At 68.5% G+C, this 18,000-nt stretch carries 15 protein-coding genes; 7 read left to right on the forward strand and 8 right to left on the reverse strand.

Annotated elements, in window-relative coordinates; all coding sequences use genetic code 11:
- Positions 1–120: 120 nt before the first annotated feature.
- The 6 genes from DAEP_RS0100005 to DAEP_RS0100030 form a co-directional block, all read right to left on the reverse strand.
- Positions 121–336: a hypothetical protein gene (locus tag DAEP_RS0100005; protein ID WP_027243223.1), complete on the reverse strand. Its 216-nt coding sequence runs from the start codon at positions 334–336 to the stop codon at positions 121–123.
- A gap of 294 nt (positions 337–630) precedes the next feature.
- On the reverse strand, positions 631–2,046 hold the full coding sequence (locus DAEP_RS0100010) for an HlyD family type I secretion periplasmic adaptor subunit (protein WP_027243224.1): 1,416 nt from the start codon (positions 2,044–2,046) through the stop codon (positions 631–633).
- Complete coding sequence (locus DAEP_RS0100015) at positions 2,043–3,818, reverse strand: type I secretion system permease/ATPase (protein ID WP_027243225.1); 1,776 nt, start codon at positions 3,816–3,818, stop codon at positions 2,043–2,045. The genes DAEP_RS0100010 and DAEP_RS0100015 overlap by 4 nt, the downstream gene beginning before the upstream one ends.
- A 154-nt stretch (positions 3,819–3,972) precedes the next feature.
- Positions 3,973–6,411, reverse strand: coding sequence for a calcium-binding protein (locus tag DAEP_RS0100020; RefSeq protein ID WP_027243226.1), 2,439 nt, complete (start codon positions 6,409–6,411; stop codon positions 3,973–3,975).
- Positions 6,412–6,611: 200 nt separating this feature from the next.
- Complete coding sequence (locus tag DAEP_RS23230) at positions 6,612–7,319, reverse strand: hypothetical protein (protein WP_051337279.1); 708 nt, start codon at positions 7,317–7,319, stop codon at positions 6,612–6,614.
- The gene (locus DAEP_RS0100030) at positions 7,316–8,386 is read right to left on the reverse strand and encodes a helix-turn-helix transcriptional regulator (protein ID WP_027243227.1); all 1,071 of its coding nucleotides are present in this window, start codon (positions 8,384–8,386) and stop codon (positions 7,316–7,318) included. Before DAEP_RS0100030 ends, DAEP_RS23230 begins: the two co-directional genes overlap by 4 nt.
- A 679-nt stretch (positions 8,387–9,065) precedes the next feature.
- Between DAEP_RS0100030 and DAEP_RS22250 the strand changes: the two genes are divergently transcribed.
- Positions 9,066–9,716 (forward strand): helix-turn-helix transcriptional regulator, encoded by a 651-nt coding sequence (locus tag DAEP_RS22250; protein WP_167630814.1) that lies wholly within the window; start codon positions 9,066–9,068, stop codon positions 9,714–9,716.
- 331 nt (positions 9,717–10,047) lie between these two features.
- Here DAEP_RS22250 and DAEP_RS0100040 read toward each other — a convergent pair whose 3' ends face one another.
- Positions 10,048–11,289 carry a glycosyltransferase family 4 protein gene (locus DAEP_RS0100040; RefSeq protein WP_027243228.1) on the reverse strand — a complete coding sequence of 414 codons (1,242 nt, stop codon included), beginning with the start codon at positions 11,287–11,289 and terminating at the stop codon, positions 10,048–10,050.
- Between the two features lie 215 nt (positions 11,290–11,504).
- Between DAEP_RS0100040 and rfbC the strand changes: the two genes are divergently transcribed.
- The 4 genes from rfbC to rfbA all read left to right on the forward strand — a co-directional run bounded on the left by rfbC (position 11,505) and on the right by rfbA (position 14,981).
- On the forward strand, positions 11,505–12,059 hold the full coding sequence (rfbC, locus tag DAEP_RS0100045) for a dTDP-4-dehydrorhamnose 3,5-epimerase (protein ID WP_027243229.1): 555 nt from the start codon (positions 11,505–11,507) through the stop codon (positions 12,057–12,059).
- 3 nt (positions 12,060–12,062) lie between these two features.
- Positions 12,063–13,115 carry a dTDP-glucose 4,6-dehydratase gene (rfbB, locus tag DAEP_RS0100050; RefSeq protein WP_027243230.1) on the forward strand — a complete coding sequence of 351 codons (1,053 nt, stop codon included), beginning with the start codon at positions 12,063–12,065 and terminating at the stop codon, positions 13,113–13,115.
- Between the two features lie 118 nt (positions 13,116–13,233).
- Positions 13,234–14,082 carry a dTDP-4-dehydrorhamnose reductase gene (rfbD, locus tag DAEP_RS0100055; protein WP_027243231.1) on the forward strand — a complete coding sequence of 283 codons (849 nt, stop codon included), beginning with the start codon at positions 13,234–13,236 and terminating at the stop codon, positions 14,080–14,082.
- The gene (gene rfbA / locus DAEP_RS0100060) at positions 14,079–14,981 is read left to right on the forward strand and encodes a glucose-1-phosphate thymidylyltransferase RfbA (RefSeq protein WP_027243232.1); all 903 of its coding nucleotides are present in this window, start codon (positions 14,079–14,081) and stop codon (positions 14,979–14,981) included. Before rfbD ends, rfbA begins: the two co-directional genes overlap by 4 nt.
- A 128-nt stretch (positions 14,982–15,109) precedes the next feature.
- Here the strand turns inward: rfbA and DAEP_RS0100065 are convergent, their stop codons facing one another.
- Positions 15,110–16,228, reverse strand: a complete 1,119-nt coding sequence (locus tag DAEP_RS0100065) for a polysaccharide biosynthesis/export family protein (RefSeq protein ID WP_027243233.1) — start codon at positions 16,226–16,228, stop codon at positions 15,110–15,112.
- Between the two features lie 124 nt (positions 16,229–16,352).
- Between DAEP_RS0100065 and DAEP_RS24475 the strand changes: the two genes are divergently transcribed.
- Together DAEP_RS24475 and DAEP_RS0100075 are read left to right on the forward strand one after the other, a co-directional pair.
- A complete protein-coding gene (locus DAEP_RS24475; RefSeq protein WP_027243234.1) occupies positions 16,353–17,213 on the forward strand; it encodes an NAD-dependent epimerase/dehydratase family protein in 861 nt (286 codons plus the stop codon).
- A gap of 19 nt (positions 17,214–17,232) precedes the next feature.
- Positions 17,233–17,844 carry a sugar transferase gene (locus tag DAEP_RS0100075; protein ID WP_027243235.1) on the forward strand — a complete coding sequence of 204 codons (612 nt, stop codon included), beginning with the start codon at positions 17,233–17,235 and terminating at the stop codon, positions 17,842–17,844.
- Positions 17,845–18,000 lie beyond the last annotated feature (156 nt).

Consider the following 18,000-nt stretch of genomic DNA (forward strand, 5'->3'; position numbering starts at 1 on the left):
GAGGAGAGGAGGGACGGCCGGGGGCTGCAGGTGGCCGGGAGGCACGAGGAGGGGGGGAGCGTGCCGGCTGGGCCTTGCGCCTCGGGGCGAAGCGCGGGGGGGAGATGCGGGGGGCCGGGGTCAGCCGAAATAGGGGCGCGGCGAGTAATAGGCCAGCTGCGGTCCGGCGGCCAGGCGCTCGCGCTGTTCCAGCGCCCACTGGCAGGCGGTGCAGCCCAGCACCCCGGCGACCGGGTAGATCAGGGCCAGGGCCAGCAGCGGCAGGCCCAGGAGAAAGCCCGCGGCCACGGCTGCCAGGCTTGCGGTGATGCCGGTGAGGGTGCTGATCAGGGTCATGGGCGTGTCTCCTGCGGTGTGTGTTTTTGCGGTCAGTGTTTTTTGGTCTGTGTGTCTTGGCGGCAGCTGGCTGTGTCTGCCTGTTGAAACCTTTCTAGCATGGCGGCCCCGGCGGCGCTGCTGCACCAAAGGATAGGACGGGGGTGCTGAGGGCTATCCTGTGCCCGCCATGGGTCAGGCGGCCCCGCCTTTCCGGGCCCCCGGCCTGCGGCAGGGAGCAGGCAGGCGGGTCAGGCAGGCCCGGACAGGCTGCGGCCCTCCCCCCGGAACCGCGGCCCTCCTGGCTGGGCAGCGTCAGCCGCTGCCTTCCTTCAAGGCCTGCGACATGCTGGAGAGCACCGGGCTGATCAGGTAGTCGGCCAGCGTCTGGCGGCCGGTTTCGATCATCGCCTGGGCCGGCATGCCGGGCAGGGTTTTCACATTGGGCAGGGCGGCCAGATCCGCCGCATCGATGCGGATGTGCACCGGGTAATAGGGCTGGCCGGTCATCTGGTCGATGCTGCTGCCCGCGGCCACCATCACCACCTCGCCGGTCACTGGCGGGGTCGAGCGGAAGCTGTAGGCGGTGAGCTGCACCCGCGCCAGGCTGCCCTCGGAGACCTCGTCGATATCGGCCACCGCCACCCGGGTTTCCACCAGCAGGCCGGCATCCTCGGGCATCAGCTCCAGGATGGTCTGGCCGGGATCCACCACCTGGCCCAGGGTGTTGATGCTGAGCCCGACCACCCGGCCGTCGCGCGGGGCGCGGATGATCTGGCGCTCGGCCACGTCGAGGGTGGCGTCCAGGCGCTGGTGCAGATCCAGCAGCTGCTCCTGCACGTCCTGGCTTTCGGCGGCGATCCGCGCCGCCCGGTCGCGGCCGGCCTGCAGCCGCCGCTCCTCCATCTCGCCGATCTGCTCCAGCACGTTGCCGCGGTCGCTTTCCATCGCGCCAAGGGTGCCGAGGAGGCCGCTCTGCTGCATCTGCCGCTGGCTGATGCGGGTCTTCGGCACCAGCCCCTTTTCGAACAGCCCGCCGAGGTCCGACAGTTCCTCCTGCACCAGCGCCAGCTGCTCCTCGGTGGCCCGGATGCGGGCATCGCGGCCCTTGAGCTGGTCGTTGAGCTGGGTGATGCGGCCCTGGAGGATCTCCATCTGGCCCTGGTAGAGCGCCCGGTTGGAGCTGAGCAGGTCGCGCTGCACCGCCACCAGCTGCGCCAGCTCCGGCATCCGGGCGATGAGCTGCTGCAGTTCGGGGCCGGTCTGCAGGCTGTCCGTGCCCTTCAGCTCCGCGTCGAGCCGGGCCTGCTGCGCCAGCAGGCTGGCCCGCTGGCCGTTCAGGATCGCCAGCTGCGCCTCGATGCGGCGGCCGTCGAGCCGGGCGATCACCTGGCCCTTGGCGACCCGGCTGCCCTCGGTGATGTTCAGCTCGCGCAGGATGCCGCCTTCCAGATGCTGCACCGCCAGCCGGTCGCCGGCCACGTTGAAGGCGCCGGGCGCCACCACCGCGCTGGTCAGCTCCGCCTGGGTGGCCCAGAACACCAGCCCGCCGAACAGGCCGAAGCCGCAGACCGCCATCCACAGCACCAGCTGGCGCACCCGGGTCGGCGGCCGCCCCGGCAGCGCCACATCCAGGCTGCCGCCGGCGGGCATCAGGTCGCGAAAGCCGCTCTTGGCCGCGGCGCGGCCGGTCTCTGCCGGGCTGCGGCTGTCATGTTCCACCAGGCTCATGCGCTTGCTCCTTTATGGCCGGGCGCGTTCGCGGTTTGCCCGGTGCTGCCCCCTTCCGCGTTGCGGTGGCGGAAGGGGGCGATTTTGGGATCGCCGGGATGCGCCCGGGCGGCCATCGGCTGGGCGGCCGCCTCGATCACCTGGCGCGCCTCGCCGAAGCGGGCGATGCGGCCCTGCTGCAAGAGCGCCGCATGGCTGACCCGGCGCAGCAGGCTGAGCCGGTGGGTCACCGCCACCACCGCGGCGCCGCGGGCGCAGGCTTCCTCGATGGCGGTGGCCAGCGCCTCCTCGCCCTCGGGGTCGAGATTGGCGTTGGGCTCGTCCAGCACGATCAGCTTGCGGTCGCCGAAGAAGGCGCGCGCCAGGCCGATGCGCTGGCGCTGGCCTGCCGACAGGAACTCGCCGCGCGGGCCGACCTCGGCGTTGTAGCCGCCGGGCAGCGCCAGGATCATCTCATGCACCTGCGCCAGCTTGGCGGCCGCCACCACATCCGAGGGTTTGGCGTCCGGGTCCATCAGCGCGATGTTTTCCGCCACCGTGCCCTGGAACAGCTCCACCCGCTGCGGCAGGAAGCCGATATGCTGGCCGATCTGCGCCGGATCCCAGTCGGTGAGGGCGGCATCGTCGATGCGGATATGGCCGCGCACCAAGGGCTGCAGGCCTGCCAGCGCATGGGCCAGCGTGGTCTTGCCGGCGCCGGAGGGGCCGATCAGCCCCAGCGACTGGCCCGGCTTCAGCTCCAGCGTGATGTCCAGCAAGACCGGCTCCGGCCGCCCCGGCAGCACCACGGTGGCATTTTCCACCGACAGCCGGCCCTCGGGCGCGGGCAGCTCCAGCCGCTCCGGCGCGGCGCCGAGATGGGTGAGGAAGTCATTCAGCCGCCCGTGCGCGCCGCGCGCCTTCAAAAAGCCGCGCCAGCCGGCGATCGACTGCTCCACCGGCGCCGCGGCGCGGCCCAGCAGGATCGAGGAGGCAATCATCAGCCCCGGCGTCAGCTGGCTGTTGATCACCAGCACCACGCCCACGCCCAGCACCGCGATCTGCAGCCCCATCCGCACCGCCTTGGCCAGCGAGGTCATCAGCGCCACCCGGTCGGTGGCCAGGGTGTTGAAGACCAGGGCGGAGAACGCCTTGAGCTGCCAGCGCCGGATCAGCGGCGCGGTCTTGCCCATGGCGTGGATCAGCCCGGCATTGGCCATCATCTCCGCCACTGCGGCATTGGTCTCGGCGGCCTGTTTGCCGGCCGTCTCCAAGGGTTTGCGGGCCATCATCTCGCTGAGCAGCCCGAGGCTGAACAGCAGCGCGATGCCGACCAGCGCCACCGCGCCCAGGACCGGGCTGAACATGAAGATCAGCGCCAGGAAGATCACCGACCAGGGCGCGTCCAGAAGCGCCAGGAACACCGGGCTGGTGACAAAGCCGCGCAGCTCCTGGATGTCGCGGATGGGTTCGGCGCGGGACAGGTGCGGCGGCAGGCGGCCGCTGATCATGCCGTCCAGCACCACCGGGCTGAGCCGCGCCTCCAGCCGCGATCCGAGCCGCGCCACCAGGCGCTGGCGGATCATGTCGAACAGAAAAAAGAACACCAGCGCAATCGCTGCGCCGGTGGTCAAGGCAATCAAGGTTGGAATGCTGCCCGAGGCCATGACCCGGGCAAACAGTTGCAGCATGTAGAGCGGCGCTGTCAGGACAAGGAGGTTCACAAAGATGCTTGCCGTGAAGATGGCGGCAAGCACGCCCCGCTGGCCATCAAATACCCGTCTTACCTTCATTGTCGTAGCCCCCCGGCTGCACGAAGTGAAGTTATGAAATCTGGAGAACAGCGCCCTGGTCCAAGGATGCAATCCTTGGCCGGGGACCAAATCGCTGTCCTGAACCAGGGCTGGACGGGCCCGGGGGAAACCCCGGGCCCGCCGTTCCTAAGGCTCAGACGGCAGTGGGACCCCAGATGTTGTCGTAGCTGTCGTCAAAGCCGGTATCGGAGGTCAGCACCCGGATCGCCTCGTAAGAGCCCGCATCGCCGGTGGTGACCGCGTTGATGCCGACGCCGCCGATCGGGACAGCGTCCTGGCCGAGCGAGGTGAACGGCGCCTCGTTGCCGGTCAGGCCGAGGATGTTCACCGTGGCGCCGCCCGCGCTGATCTGCGTGTCGGTGCCATTGTCGGTGACGGTGGCACCGCCGCCGTCGAGCGCCCCGAAGGCATCCTGCGCCGAGGTGCCGAGACCGCCGCCCACGTTGGTGACACGGAACAGCAGCACGTCGTGGTCCTGATCGATGTCGAAGTCGTGGATGGTGTCGGTGCCGTCGTTGGACGAGAAGGTGGCGCCATCCCATTCCAGATCGATGATGAAGACATCCTTGCCGTCGCCGCCGTACAGCCGGTCACGGCCGGCGCCGCCTTTCAGGAAGTCGTTGTAGTCGCCGGCGCCGCCGGACAGGGTGTCGTTGCCGTTGCCGCCGTCCAGGAAGTCGCCGCCGGTGCCGCCGTCCAGGCGGTCGTCGCCGGCTTCGCCGTAGAGGCAGTCACGGTCGGCGCCGCCGTTCAGGTAGTCGTCGCCGTCGCCGCCCTGCAGCACGTCCTTGCCGCTGCCGCCAAGCACCTTGTCGTTGCCGTCGTTGCCGTCGAGGAAGTCGTCGCCATCGTTGCCTTTGACGGTGTCTCTGCCGTCGCCGCCATGGGCCACGTCATTGCCGTCGCCGCCCTTGACCTTGTCGTTGCCTTCCTCGCCGTAGAGGAAGTCATTGCCCTCATCGCCGCAGACAATGTCGTTGCCGGTGCCGCCCCAGGCCTTGTCGGAATCCTCACCGCCTTTGATGGTGTCATCGCCGGCGTCGCCATAGAGACGGTCATGGCCTTCATTGCCGAGCACCCAGTCGTCGCCGTCGTTGCCGTGCAGCAGATCGTTGCCCTTGCGGCCATAGAGCCGGTCATTGCCGTCGCCGCCGTAGCCTTCGTCGTCGCCGCGGCCGCCGATGATGACGTCATTGCCGCCTTCGCCGAACATGGTGTCGTCGCCGCCGCCGCCGCGGATCCGGTCATTGCCGTCCGGGCCTTCGTCGATCGGGGTGTAGCAGTCCGGGCAGTCGACTTCTTTCAGCCCTTCATCCGTCGGGGCATGGTTGCTGTCGGCAGCCGTGGCCTGCTCATCGTCGTCGCAGCAATCCCAGTCGATCTCGTAGCCGTTGACGTCGGCGCCGAGGTTGGTGCCGCTGTCGCCGAAGATCAGGTCGCCCTGGGCGCCGCCTTCCAGCACGTCGTTGTTGGAGCCGCCGCGCATGGTGTCGTGGCCGGCGCCGCCGTTGACGTCATCGCGGCCTGCGCCGCCATCCATCAGGTCGTCGCCGCGGCCGCCCTGCATCAGGTCGTCGTCGTCTTCACCGAACATGCTGTCGTTGCCGCCCTGGCCGTCCATGGTGTCGTTGCCGTCACCGCCCAGCATGCAGTCGTCGCCGTCGACCTGCTCGTCCTTGTTGCCGGTGCCGTTGTCGGCGCCGAAATCAAGGTCGTCATTCTGCGACTGGCGCTCGTCGCCGAACATCTCGTCATCGCCGCTGCCGCCGATCACCAGGTCGTCGCCGAGGCCGCCTGCCATGCGGTCATTGCCGCCCTGGCCGTTCATCCGGTCGTTGCCGTCGCGGCCGTACATGGTGTCGTCGCCGTCCTTGGCGGTTTCGCCGGACTGGCCCATGTCGCCCCACATCCAGTCGTCGCCGCCTTCGCCGTCCATGCAGTCGTCGCCGAGCTCGCCATAGAGGTAGTCGCCGCGGTCGCCGTCGGCATAGCTGTAGTTGCCGTCCGCATCATCGCCGAAGATGTGGTCGTCACCCTTGCCGCCGAAGACGGTGTCGCTTTCCTCGCCGCCCAAGAGGGTGTCATTGCCGGTCTCGCCGTCGATGTAATCGCAGCCTTCCTCGCCGTCGATCCAGTCGTCGCCGTCGTCGATGTATTTCTGGCCGTAGATCGGCACCTGGTATTCTTCCCAGGTGTCCTGATTGACCTTGGTTTCATAGCCGGTGATCACCTGCACGTAATGGCCCTTGCCGTCGGCATTGCCGCCGAACAGGTAGTCATTGCCGGTGCCGCCTTCGATCGCATCGTCGCCGTCCTGGCCTTCGATGTAATCCTGGCCGGCTTCGCCATCGAGCCGGTTGTTGCGCTCGTTGCCGTAGACGGCGTCATCGCCGGCCCCGGCCTTGGCATTGTCGCCGGCGTCGTGGTCGTTCAGGTCGATCACATTGCCGTCGGTGCCGCCGCGCTCGGTGGTGCCGTCGTTGTAATTCGGGTCGAACTTGTTGTCGCTGAAGATGATCTCGCAATCCGGATTGCAGACTTCCCAATCTGAGGTTCTGTCCTTGATACCCATGGTAAACGTCCTCCTCGTTAACTGTAACTGTGCGGGGCGGGGCAGCCTGTGCCGCCCGGGTGCTTGCCCCTGCCGCGCGGTCTGCCGCGGGTGCGGCTGCTGCGGCGGCGGTGTGACAAAGGCGCCGTGATGCCTTCCGCTGGTATTGCAGCGCATCCGCGCCGCTGCCGATGCCCCCAAATGGGGACAAAATCAGCGCTTTAGCCGCCGCGGCCCAGCCAGCCGGCCAGGGCCGGCGCGGCGCTGTCCGCCAGCGCCAGCAGCGGCGCGTGCCACCAGGCGCCCGCCGCCAGCGCGGCCGCCAGCGCCAGCGCCGCCGCCACCCCCCGCGGCCAGCGGCGGCGCGGCTTGGGCGCGGCTTGGGCCAGCGCCTCGGCCACCGCAGCCTTCAGCACCGGCTCCAGCTCGATCCTGAGCGCGCCTTCCATCCGGTTCACCGCCGTCTCCAGCTGGTCGATGCGGGCGCTCAGCGCGGCGCGGTCGGCGGCCGCCTTCTGCGCCGCCTGCGCGCCCAGCCCCTCGTTCAGGGTGGTGAACATCTCCGCGATGCGCTTGTGCAGCGCCACCAGGTCGGCCTGGGCCGCCAGCGGCGGCGCGTCCGGCCCGCCCTGGCGCAGGGCGTTTGCGATCTGCGCCAGCACCGCAGCGCTGAGCCGCGGCGGCGGCGCCGGCCTGTCCGGAGCGGCCTGCGCCTGCGCCGGTTCAGAGGCGGCCTGTCCAGAGGCGGCCTGTCCAGAGGCGGCCTGTCCAGAGGCGGCCTGTCCAGTGGCGGCCTGTGCCGGGGCGGCCTGTCCGGAAGGGGCCTGTTCAGAAGAGGCCTGGGCCGGGCGGGGCCGGGCCGGGCGGGCGGGGCTGCCGGCCGGGGCGGGCGGGCCCTGCACCGGGGCTTCCAGCGTCAGCTTGTTCATGACGCCCTCCCCAGCGAGGCCTGCCAGGTCAGCCGCTGCGCCATCTCGGCGCGGCCGGCCGACTGCAGCTTGGCCAGCACCCGCTTGGCATAGGTGTTGAAGGTCTGCTCCTTGAGGCCCGCGATATGCGCCGCCTCGCGGTTGGACAGCCCCAGCTGGATGAGCGCCGCCACCCGCGCCTCGGCCGGCGACAGCCCCATCTTCTGGGCCAGCATCTCGATGCGGGTGCGGTCGGGCTGGCGCGGCAGGATCGCCACCACCAGCGGCTGATCGGCGCCGGCGCAGCGGTAGCGGGTCAGCGACACCGGCAGCCGCATGCCGCTCTGGCGGTCCTCCAGGAACAGGATCAGCTCGCGCGGGCCGCGGGCGCTGCCGCGGCGCGAGCGGGCGCATTCGGCCACCGCCGCGTAAAACCCCGCGGTCTCGCCCGGGCGGGCGCAGCTGAGGCGGCCGCCCTGGTCGCTGAGCAGGTCGCCGCCCTCCAGCATGTCGCGCCCCGATTCATTGCAATGCAGCAGCCGGCCCTCGCCGTCGAGCACCAGCACCGCAGAGTCGGTCTTCTTGGAAATGGTCCACAACAGCGCGCTGGTCACCGCCGCCTGGGTCTCGCCCGCCAGCTCGCGCAAGCTGTCCTCGCGCAGCACCGGCCAGATCGCCTGCAGGATGTCGCCGCAATGGGCATCATGGGGGCCGCCTTCGAGTTTCAGGGCGATCAGATCCTCGCTGCCGTCCTCGAAGCCGCAGGAAAACAGCGTCCAGCCGCGGCCTGCGGCGAGGTCCGCCGCCAGCTCCGCGGGCAGCAGCGCCGCCAGCGCCCGCGCCGCCGCTCCCCCCGGGCGGCGGCGGCGGAAGCTGCTGGCGGTGCCGGGCTGCAGCTGGCGCCGCAGCGCCGCCGCGGCGGTGTCCGGACAGGCCGCGCCAAGTGCCCCGGAACTGGTCAGGACCGGCGCGCGCCGGTGCCCCGGCTGGACCAGGGCCTGCGTTGTCAGAGAAGAGATTTGCCTTTGAAAAGACCGTGAAAATACCAACCTGCCCGCTTGCGCAGCGGACGCACTCAACACACCCATGTTGCCCCCCGGCATGACATTATGAATGCCTTGAAGGTAGCACAGTGCCGGCAGCGTCAAACCGGGCAGAGGGGGTACGTCAAAGGCCGGCGCGGCCCGGCCCGGCACCGCCGGATACCACCATGGGGGTAGCGGCGGGCGCGCATCGGGCGAATCGAAGAAACTTAAGGTTGATTTGGTTGCAGATTCAAATTTCTTAAAATTGCAGAATACCCCTTGGAAACAGACCGTTTCCCTATCGGATACACTGCCAACGGGGTAAGGCGCCCTGGCCAGATCGCGTGGAAAAACAGCCGGGTAAGGCGGAAACCGGGGCGCAGGGCCGGGCCGGGCGGCCAAAAAGAGCTGCGCCTTGAGGGGAAGCTTCTTAACAAAAACGGCTGAATTCGCTACGGTTTATCCACAGCAATGCGCATCAGAAGTGTTTGGACGCCCGTCTGCGCTGCCAGGCCCAGGATGTTTTTTTCCGGGCATGTTCTGTATTTATCACGATCCGGAAACGGCAGCGCAAAGCGCCGCCGGGGCCAAGACGGCAGCAGGCGGGTGAATTGTGTTTCAGGGAGCGGCCGCGCATTGCAGCACCGGCCGCCTGCGGGGGCAGGCGGTTTAATAAAGGGCGCTCCTGGAGGGACGGGCCGGACGCAGGATCCGGTTCTGGTTACGAGTAAAGGAGTTTTTGATGCCTGTGCATATTGTGGGGGAAAGCAGGCTTCTCAGGGACATGTTTCTGAACATCTGTGAAGCACATGATTACGAGACCGGCGGCTGCTGCAGCAGCCTGGCAGAGCTGCCGCCGCTGCCGGCCAGGGACCTGGTGCTGTTTTACAGCCATTGCGCCGGCGACGGGCTGGAGGCGGAGCTGCGCAGCTACCGCGCCCGCAAAGGCAGCGCGCATCTGATCCTGGTCACCGGCGATGACTGCCCGCCCGAGGCCCAGGCCCGCCTCAGCACCTATGCCGAGGCGGTGATCCCGGAGCGCCAGCCGGCGGATGCGCTGATCGCCGCGCTGCAGGTGGTGCAGAACGGCTACCGGATCGTGCTGCCGGAGGCCGCAGACGCCGCGGAGGCGGAGCTGCCCGCGGTTGTGCCGTGCCCGCCGGACGGCCGGGCCAGGCACGGGCTGTCGGACCGCGAGCAGCTGATCCTGGCCAAGCTGACCGAAGGCGCCACCAACAAGAGCATCGCCAATGAGCTGGGCATCTGCGAAGCCACGGTGAAGGTGCATCTGCGCACCTGCTTCCGCAAGATCGGCGCCAAGAACCGCACCCAGGCCGCGCTCTGGGCCTCCGAGCGGCTGCCGCCGCAGACGGCGGAGCCGCGGCCGCACTAAAGGGGGGCGCCGGCGGGGGGCCGCAACAGGTGTGCCCGGCCGCAAGGCCGGGACGCCGCTGGCCGGATGCGGGCGGAGCCGGGGGCCGCCGCATCCGGCGGGTGCGTGATGCCGGGGCCTTTCTGAAGGGGAAGGTTCCGCTTGTGGCCGGGCGGCGGCCAAGGGCGCCGCTGCGCGGCGGCTGCGCCGGCCTTGACCCGGACCCAGCGGAAGGGGGCAGTATCAGAGCCTTTTTTTCCGCGCCTGCGGCTGGATTTTAAGTCTCCGTGCCTCCGGCTGGATTTTAATCCTCCGTGCCTCCGGCTCAGATCTTGATTCTCCGTGCCTCCGGCTAGACTTTAATTCTCCGTGCCTCCGGCACGAGGGCATTGATCTGGGCGATATGCTCCGGCAGGCAGCGGCTCAGGAAATCGTATTTCTCCACCGCATGGGCGCGGGCGGCGGGGCCGATATGGGCGTACGCGCCGGGGTTGGCCAGCACGTCCGCCACCTGATCGGCGAGCTTCTCCGGGCTGAAGAAATCCACCAGCAGCCCGGTCTCGCCGTGGGTGATCGCCTCGCGCACCGGCGCCACATCCGCCGCCACCACCGTGGCCTGCATCGCCATCGCTTCCAAGAGCGACCAGCTGAGCACGAAGGGCATGGTCAGATAAATGTGGCAGCGGCTGATCTGGATGATCCGGGTGAGGTCGTCATACGGCACCTTGCCGAGGAAATGCACCCGGCTCCAGTCGACGCTGCTGCCCAGCTCATCCTCCATCTCGCCGCGCAAACCGCCCGGATGCTTGCTCTCGGCGCCATAGGAGGTCTCATTGCCGCCGATCATCAGGATGCGGGCATTCGGGCGCTGCGCCTGGATCCGGGGCAGGGCGCGCATCATGATGTGAAAGCCGCGGGCGCGCTCCATGTTTCGGGCGATATAGGTGACCACCTCATCGCTGCGGGTGAGCGGCGTCTCCAGCCGCCCGAGGCTGACCGAGGCGTCAGGGTCGGGGCCCAGCTTGTCGGTGCGGATGCCGTCATGGCACAGATACATGCGGTCATGAAAGCTCTTGGGAAACCGGTCGCGCTGCCAGGCGGTGGGCACATGGCCCTGGTCCACCAGCTCGATGCTGGCGTAAGGCACGGTGTTGCGCGCCTCGGCAAAGAAATAGGCCTGGTCGTTGGGCGGGTTTTCCGGATCGAAGCCGACCAGACCGCCCGAGGTGCGGTAGAAATACTCGAAAAAGCCGATGACCGGCACATCGGGGTAGGGGTCCTTGATGAACAACAGCTCGCCCCAGCCGGTGTGGCCGATGATGATGTCGGGGGTAAAGCCCGCGTCCTTCAGCTGCCGCGCCGCCAGCGCCGCGCCAAGCCCCGCGCCTGACGCCGCCTCCCAGTCCCGGGACAGGCCGAAGGCGTCCTTGTCGGGGGTGCGGAAGGGTTTGTAGGTGACCGTTCTGATCCCCGGCAGCTGCACGCCCTTGCGCTGGGTCAGAAAGACGATTTCATGGCCGCCTTGCGCCGCCAGCCAGGGCGCCAGCTCCCGGTACTGGCCGGGCATGTTCTGATGCACAAACAAAATCTTCATGGGCTTATGCTTGCCGGGCCGCGGGCCGGGATGCAAGCGCAGGCTGCGCGCACGGGCGGCGCCTGTTGCAGCGCTGCCGGCGCCTGATGCTGGCGCTATGCCCTCCTAGCGGCTAGATATAATCAAACGGAGGCAATCAGGGGGCCGGGCTTGGGACGGGCAGAGACCGGACCGGAACCGGGCCAGAGAGCGGGCCAGAGAGCGGGGCAGAGGCGATGCAGATAGAGGAAACCGGGCTGCCGGGGCTGAAGGTGCTGACGCCTGCCCGCTTTGGCGATGCGCGCGGCTTTTTCAGCGAAAGCTGGAACAAGCGGCGGCTGCAGGACGCCGGGATCGAACTGGAGTTCGTGCAGGACAACCATTCGCTGTCGGTGCAGGCGGGCACCCTGCGCGGCCTGCACTTCCAGGCGCCGCCGCACGCCCAGGACAAACTGGTGCGCTGCGGCCGCGGCGCGCTGTTTGATGTGGCGGTGGATATCCGCAAGGGCTCTCCCGCCTACGGGAAATGGTTCGGGATCGAGCTGACGGCGGAAAACGGCAAGCAGCTTCTGGTGCCCAAGGGGTTCCTGCACGGCTTCCTCACAAGGGTGGCGGAGACCGAGGTGATCTATAAATGCACCGATTATTATGCGCCCGAGTGCGACGGCGCGGTGGCCTGGGACAGCTGCGGCATCAACTGGGGTTTTGAGGGCACGCCGCTTTTGAGCGAAAAGGACGCCGCGGCACCGGCCCTGGCGGAGTTCGCCAGCCCGTTCACCTGGGAGGGATAAGGCATGAAGCTACTGGTTACGGGCGGGGCGGGCTTCATCGGCTCTGCGGTGGTGCGGCTGGCAATTGCCCGCGGCCATCAGGTGGTGAACCTCGATGCGCTGACCTATGCCGCCTGCCTGGACAATGTGGCCAGCGTGGCGGAGAGCCCGGCCTATGCCTTTGAGCAGGCCGACATCCGCGACCGGGCCGCATTAGACACTGTTTTTGAGCGCCACCGCCCGGATGCGGTGATGCATCTGGCCGCCGAAAGCCATGTCGACCGCTCCATCGACGGGCCGGGCGATTTCATCGAGACCAATATCACCGGCACCTATCAGATGCTGGAAGCGGCGCGGAAATACTGGGGGCAGGCGGGCAGGCCGGAGGGGTTCCGCTTCCACCACATCTCGACGGACGAGGTCTATGGCAGCCTGCCTGCCGACCCGGCGGTGCAGTTTACTGAGGAGACCGCGTATGATCCGCGCTCGCCCTATTCGGCCTCCAAGGCGGCCAGCGACCATCTGGTCCGGGCCTGGCACGAGACCTACGGCTTGCCGGTGGTGCTGACCAATTGCTCCAACAATTACGGGCCCTATCATTTCCCGGAGAAGCTCATTCCGGTGGTGATCCTCAATGCGCTGGCGGGCAAGCCGCTGCCTATCTACGGCGACGGCTCCAACGTGCGCGACTGGCTCTATGTGGAGGATCATGCCGATGCGCTGCTCTTGGTGGTGCAAAAGGGGGAGCTGGGGCGGTCCTACAATATCGGCGGCGAGAATGAGCGGTCGAACCTGGAGCTGGTCGAGACGCTCTGCGCCATTCTGGATGAAAAACGCCCGCGCGCGGACGGGCGGTCTTACAAGGAGCAGATCACCTTTGTCACCGACCGCCCGGGCCATGACGCGCGCTATGCGATCGACCCCAGCCGCATCCGGCAGGAGCTGGGCTGGCGGCCCTCGGTCACGGTGGAGGAAGGGCTGGAGAAGACGGTGGAGTGGTATCTGGACAACGAGAGCTGGTGGCGCGCGCTGCAGGACCGCGACGGCGTCGGCCGGCGGCTGGGCACCGGCAAGTGACGGCAGATAGGCCGCAAAGGGCAGCGCCCGGCCCTGGGCGGGTGCGAAGCGCCCTCCCGGGGGGGCGGCCGGGGGCTGCCCGGCGGTGCCGCCGGGCGGAACATCTTGGAGAGCGCATATGATCCTCGTCTTCGGCAAGACCGGCCAGCTGGCCCGCGAACTGGCGGCCTATGAGGGCGTCACCTGCCTGGGCCGCGATCAGGCGGATCTGAGCCATCCGGCGGCCTGCGCCGCCGCCATCCGGCAGGCGCAGCCGCAGGCCGTGATCAATGCCGCTGCCTACACGGCCGTCGACAAGGCGGAAGAAGAAGAGGCGCTGGCCACCGTGATCAACGGGGCGGCCCCCGGCGCGATGGCGGCGGCCTGTGCGGAGACCGGCATTCCCTTTGTCACCGTCTCCACCGATTACGTCTTTGACGGCAGCGGTGAGGCGCCCTGGCAGCCCGGCGATGCCACGGCGCCGGTGAACGCCTATGGCCGCTCCAAGCTGGCGGGCGAGGACGCGGTGCGCGCGGCGGGCGGCACATATGCCATCCTGCGCACCTCCTGGGTGGTGTCGGCGCATGGGAACAACTTCGTCAAGACCATGCTGCGGCTGGGCAAGGAGCGGGAGCGGCTGACCATCGTTGCCGATCAGATTGGCGCGCCCACCCCGGCGCGCGGCATTGCGGCGGCCTGCCTGGAGATCGCGCGGCAGCTGATCGAAGATCCGGGCAAATCCGGCACCTATCATTTTGCCGGTGCGCCTCAGACCAGCTGGGCGGGCTTTGCGCGCGGGATCTTTGCCCGCGCCGGGATCGCTTGCGACGTTGAGGACATCCCCGCCGCGGAGTACCCCGCACCGGCGGCACGGCCCTTGAATTCACGCCTCGATTGCTCAGCAATAGACACGGTTTTTGGTATCCCGCAGCCGGATTGGCGGACGGGTCTGGATGAGATTTTAAAGGATTTGGGAGAGGTATCATGACAGAGGGCAAACCCGGCATGAGGACAGGATCCGGCCGCAAGGGCATCATCCTGGCGGGCGGCTCCGGCACAAGGCTCTATCCGATCACCATGGCCGTCTCCAAACAGCTCTTGCCGCTCTATGACAAGCCGATGATCTATTACCCGCTCAGCGTCCTGATGCTGGCGGGCATCCGCGAGATCTGCGTGATCACCACGCCGCAGGACCAGGACCAGTTCATCCGCCTCCTGGGCGACGGCAGCCAGTGGGGGGTGGAGCTGACTTACGTGGTGCAGCCCTCGCCCGACGGGCTGGCGCAGGCGTTTATCCTGGCCGAGGAGTTCCTGGCGGGGGCGCCCTCGGCGCTGGTTCTGGGCGACAACATCTTTTTCGGCCACGGCCTGCCGGAGCTTCTGGCGGCGGCGGACCGGCAGGCGGCGGGCGGCACCGTCTTCGGCTATCACGTGGCCGATCCGGAGCGCTATGGCGTGGTGGCCTTCGGCGCGGACGGCCGCGCGCAGGGCATCGTCGAAAAGCCCCCCGTGCCGCCCTCCAATTATGCGGTGACGGGGCTGTATTTCCTGGATGGATCGGCGCCTGAGCGGGCCCGCCGGGTGCAGCCCTCCCCCCGCGGCGAGCTGGAGATCACCGACCTGCTGCAAAGCTACCTGAACGAGGGCGCCTTGCGGGTGGAGACCATGGGCCGCGGCTATGCCTGGCTTGACACCGGCACCCATGGATCCTTGCTGGATGCGGGCAATTTCGTGCGCACCCTGCAGGAGCGCCAGGGGCTGCAGGCCGGCTGCCCGGAGGAGGTTGCCTATGGCCGCGGCTGGATCACCGCCGCCGAGCTGCAGGCGCAGGCCGGGAAATATGCCAAGAACGCCTATGGCGCCTATCTGGAGCGGCTGCTGAAGTAAGCGGGCGCCGCGCCAGCGGCGCCGGGCCCAAGGCGGGCCGCAGCATCTGCGATGCCGCGGCACAGGCGCGGGAGGCCCCCGTTGCGGCCTCCGTTGCGATCCTGGTTCAGACCCGTTTCAGGCCGGGATCATTCGATCACCCCGGCGCGGCTGAAGACGCCGAAGAAATTGCCGAAGATGTTGGAGACGGTCAGCACGTCGTTGATCGGCGACTCGGTGGCCATCACCAGATCGCCCGGGTTGACCTGGAACTGGCGCGCCGAGAACAGCCCGTCGGCAGAGGTCAGGTCGAGCGAGAACACCACCCGCTGCTGGCGCGGCCCGCGCACGCCGGGGGCCACCGCGGAGGCCGGGTATTCGCGCAGGATCAAAAGCCCCTTGGGATCGGCCTTGCCGTCCTGGAAGCCGCCCGCCACCGACATCGCGTCCATCGCCGACATCTCGTCCTTGGTGAAGATGTGCAGGTCCTCCTCGCCGGTGGCGCCGAAGGAGAGGAAATAGCGCTCGTCCTCCTCGACGAACACCCGGTCGCCGCCGCGCAGGAGGGTGTCGAGGCGGGGGTTGTTCAACAGGTTGTCGACCGAGGTGCCATAGATCGACTGGCCGCGCACCAGCCGGATCTGCGGGTTGTTGAGGCTGGCGCTGATGCCGCCGCCCGCCGAGATCAGCCCCATCACCGTGTAGTTGCGGTCCGGCATCGGGTAGGTGCCGGGCTGGGCGACGCCGGAGACCAGATCGACCGAATTGCCGCGCCCCTCGGCCATGGCCAGCTGCACCTGGGCGGAAGGAACAACCGGCTCCAGCGCCTCCTGCAGCCTGGCCCGCGCCAGGTCCGGGGTCAGCCCGTTGACGTTCACATCGCCCACATAGGGCATGAAGATGGAGCCGTTGGCGGCCACTTTCATGTCCTGCAGCTGCACCATCTTCTGCTCGGCGGAGGTCAGCAGCGAATTGTCGTTGCTGTCCCAGATGCTGAGCGACAAGAGATCGCCGGGCTGGATGATCTGGGTCTTGGCGCCCTGGTGCCGCGGCAGCCAGCCCAGCCGTTCCTGTTTGCCGGTGGCGGGCCAGGCCGCCACCGTCGGCAGCAGCGCCCGGTTCACCTTGTAGAGCGCGAAATTGGCATCGGCCTCTCCCGATTCTTTCAGGATCTCCTCGCTGGCCGGGGCGCCGCCGGGCAGGCGCGAACAGGCAGCGGGCAGGAGGATCAGACCGGCAGCCGCCAGCCAGGGAAGAAGTTTCAGCATTGGGAGCCTGTCTTGAGCTGCTCTGGGTACCGCCCTGGTTTCGATCAGGGGAACCGCTTTGATTTTTGTCCGGGCAAAGGATACTGGGCTGAGCCAGAGGGTTCAACAGAAACGGGCAGCAGCGATGGTAAATCCCGCCGTAATGGTTCTGGGCGCAACAGGGCGCATCGGCCGGCTGCTGCAGCTGTGCCCGCCGCAGGGGCTGGATCTGCGGCTGCAGGCGCGGCGGGCGCAGCCAGGCAGCAGCACCGGGGACTGGCATGTTTTCGATCCGCTGGCGGAGCCGGCGGCGCTGGCGCGCGCCGCGGAAGGAATGGCGGCCCTTCTCTGCCTGGCCGGGCCGGTGCCGGGCCGGGGCGGCAAGGACGCAGACATGGCAGACCATGCCCGCCTCGCCGAAGCGGCGGTGCGGGCCGGCGCGTCCGCCGGCGCCCGGGTGCTGCTGGCGTCCTCGGCGGCGGTGTACGGCGCCCGGGGCGGCCTGCTGGCAGAGGACGCAGCCCTGCGCCCCGCCAGTGCCTATGGCGCTGCCAAGGCGGAGATGGAGGCGCGCGCGGCGGCGCTTGGCGCGGACCTGGGGGTGCCGGTGTGCGCGTTGCGGATCGGCAATATTGCCGGGCTGGACGCTGCCCTGGGCGGCTGGCGGCCCGGGTTCACCCTGGACCGCTTTGCCGGCGGCGGCACCCCGCGGCGCAGCTATATTGGCGCCCGCACGCTGGCTGAGGTGCTGGCGGCGCTGCTGGCCGCGCCGGCGCTGCCGCAGGTGCTGAACCTGGCGCAGCCGGGGGCGGTGGAGATGGGGGCGCTCCTGCAGGCGGCGGGACGGCCCTTTGCCGTCCGGGCAGCCCCGGCCGCCGCGATCCCGGAGGTGGCGCTGGACGTTGCCCGCCTGCAGGCGCTGCTGCCGGCGCCGCTGGCAGCGGCGGATCCGGCACAAATGGCAGCGGAATGGGCCGTGTTAGAGCCTGACATGGCAGACGGATAACCTTGGAGCACATAACGATATGACCTGGCGCAAACGGCTGTTTGACCTGTTTTTTGCCACCCTTCTGATCCTGGTTCTGGGGCCTGTCCTGCTGCTGCTGCTGGGCTGGCTGCTGTGGAAGGAGGGGCGGCCCTTGTTCTACGTGGCGGAGCGGATGAAGGGGGTGGACCAGCCCTTCAGCCTCTGGAAGCTGAGGACCATGAGCGTGGTGGACACCGATACGGGGGTGTCGGGGGGCGACAAATCCGCCCGCATCACCCGCACCGGCGCCTGGCTGCGCTCCAAGCGGCTGGATGAGTTCCCGCAGCTGTGGAACATCCTGAAGGGCGACATCTCCTTTGTCGGGCCGCGCCCGCCGCTGCGACAGTATGTCGAGGCAAACCCTGAGCTGTATGCCGAGGTGCTGAAATCGCGCCCCGGCGTCACCGGCCTGGCCTCGATCACCTATCACAAGCATGAGGCGGCGCTGCTGGCGCGCTGCCGCACGCCGGAGGAGACCCATGCGGTCTATTCCCGGGTCTGCGTGCCGGCGAAGGCGCGGCTGGATCTGATCTATCAGCGCCGCCAGAGCATGTGTTTCGACTTCGATCTGGTGTTTCAGACCATTGGCAATATCTTCCGCCGGGGGTAGATGCGTATGGAACGATTCCCGCATAGCCTGCGCAGCCGGACCGGTGGCGGGCTGGCGGGACACCGGGGGCTGCCCGGCGGTTTTCCGCCGCTGCCCGTTTTGCGGCACAGGGAAAACCGGTTATGATAGGAACTGTGTTTAATAGGCGGCGCAGCG

It is taken from the genome of Leisingera daeponensis DSM 23529, assembly GCF_000473145.1.
GTDB lineage: Bacteria > Pseudomonadota > Alphaproteobacteria > Rhodobacterales > Rhodobacteraceae > Leisingera > Leisingera daeponensis.

Bases quoted from the DNA above. Each gene is read 5' to 3' on its own strand.
- rfbA (WP_027243232.1), top strand. From the start codon at position 14,079: ATGACAGAGGGCAAACCCGGCATGAGGACAGGATCCGGCCGCAAGGGC.
- rfbB (WP_027243230.1), top strand. From the start codon at position 12,063: ATGAAGCTACTGGTTACGGGCGGGGCGGGCTTCATCGGCTCTGCGGTG.
- rfbC (WP_027243229.1), top strand. From the start codon at position 11,505: ATGCAGATAGAGGAAACCGGGCTGCCGGGGCTGAAGGTGCTGACGCCT.
- rfbD (WP_027243231.1), top strand. From the start codon at position 13,234: ATGATCCTCGTCTTCGGCAAGACCGGCCAGCTGGCCCGCGAACTGGCG.
- DAEP_RS0100020 (WP_027243226.1), bottom strand. From the start codon at position 6,411: ATGGGTATCAAGGACAGAACCTCAGATTGGGAAGTCTGCAATCCGGAT.
- DAEP_RS0100040 (WP_027243228.1), bottom strand. From the start codon at position 11,289: ATGAAGATTTTGTTTGTGCATCAGAACATGCCCGGCCAGTACCGGGAG.
- DAEP_RS22250 (WP_167630814.1), top strand. From the start codon at position 9,066: ATGCCTGTGCATATTGTGGGGGAAAGCAGGCTTCTCAGGGACATGTTT.
- DAEP_RS0100015 (WP_027243225.1), bottom strand. From the start codon at position 3,818: ATGAAGGTAAGACGGGTATTTGATGGCCAGCGGGGCGTGCTTGCCGCC.
- DAEP_RS0100075 (WP_027243235.1), top strand. From the start codon at position 17,233: ATGACCTGGCGCAAACGGCTGTTTGACCTGTTTTTTGCCACCCTTCTG.
- DAEP_RS23230 (WP_051337279.1), bottom strand. From the start codon at position 7,319: ATGAACAAGCTGACGCTGGAAGCCCCGGTGCAGGGCCCGCCCGCCCCG.
- DAEP_RS0100005 (WP_027243223.1), bottom strand. From the start codon at position 336: ATGACCCTGATCAGCACCCTCACCGGCATCACCGCAAGCCTGGCAGCC.
- DAEP_RS0100065 (WP_027243233.1), bottom strand. From the start codon at position 16,228: ATGCTGAAACTTCTTCCCTGGCTGGCGGCTGCCGGTCTGATCCTCCTG.
- DAEP_RS0100030 (WP_027243227.1), bottom strand. From the start codon at position 8,386: ATGGGTGTGTTGAGTGCGTCCGCTGCGCAAGCGGGCAGGTTGGTATTT.
- DAEP_RS0100010 (WP_027243224.1), bottom strand. From the start codon at position 2,046: ATGAGCCTGGTGGAACATGACAGCCGCAGCCCGGCAGAGACCGGCCGC.
- DAEP_RS24475 (WP_027243234.1), top strand. From the start codon at position 16,353: ATGGTAAATCCCGCCGTAATGGTTCTGGGCGCAACAGGGCGCATCGGC.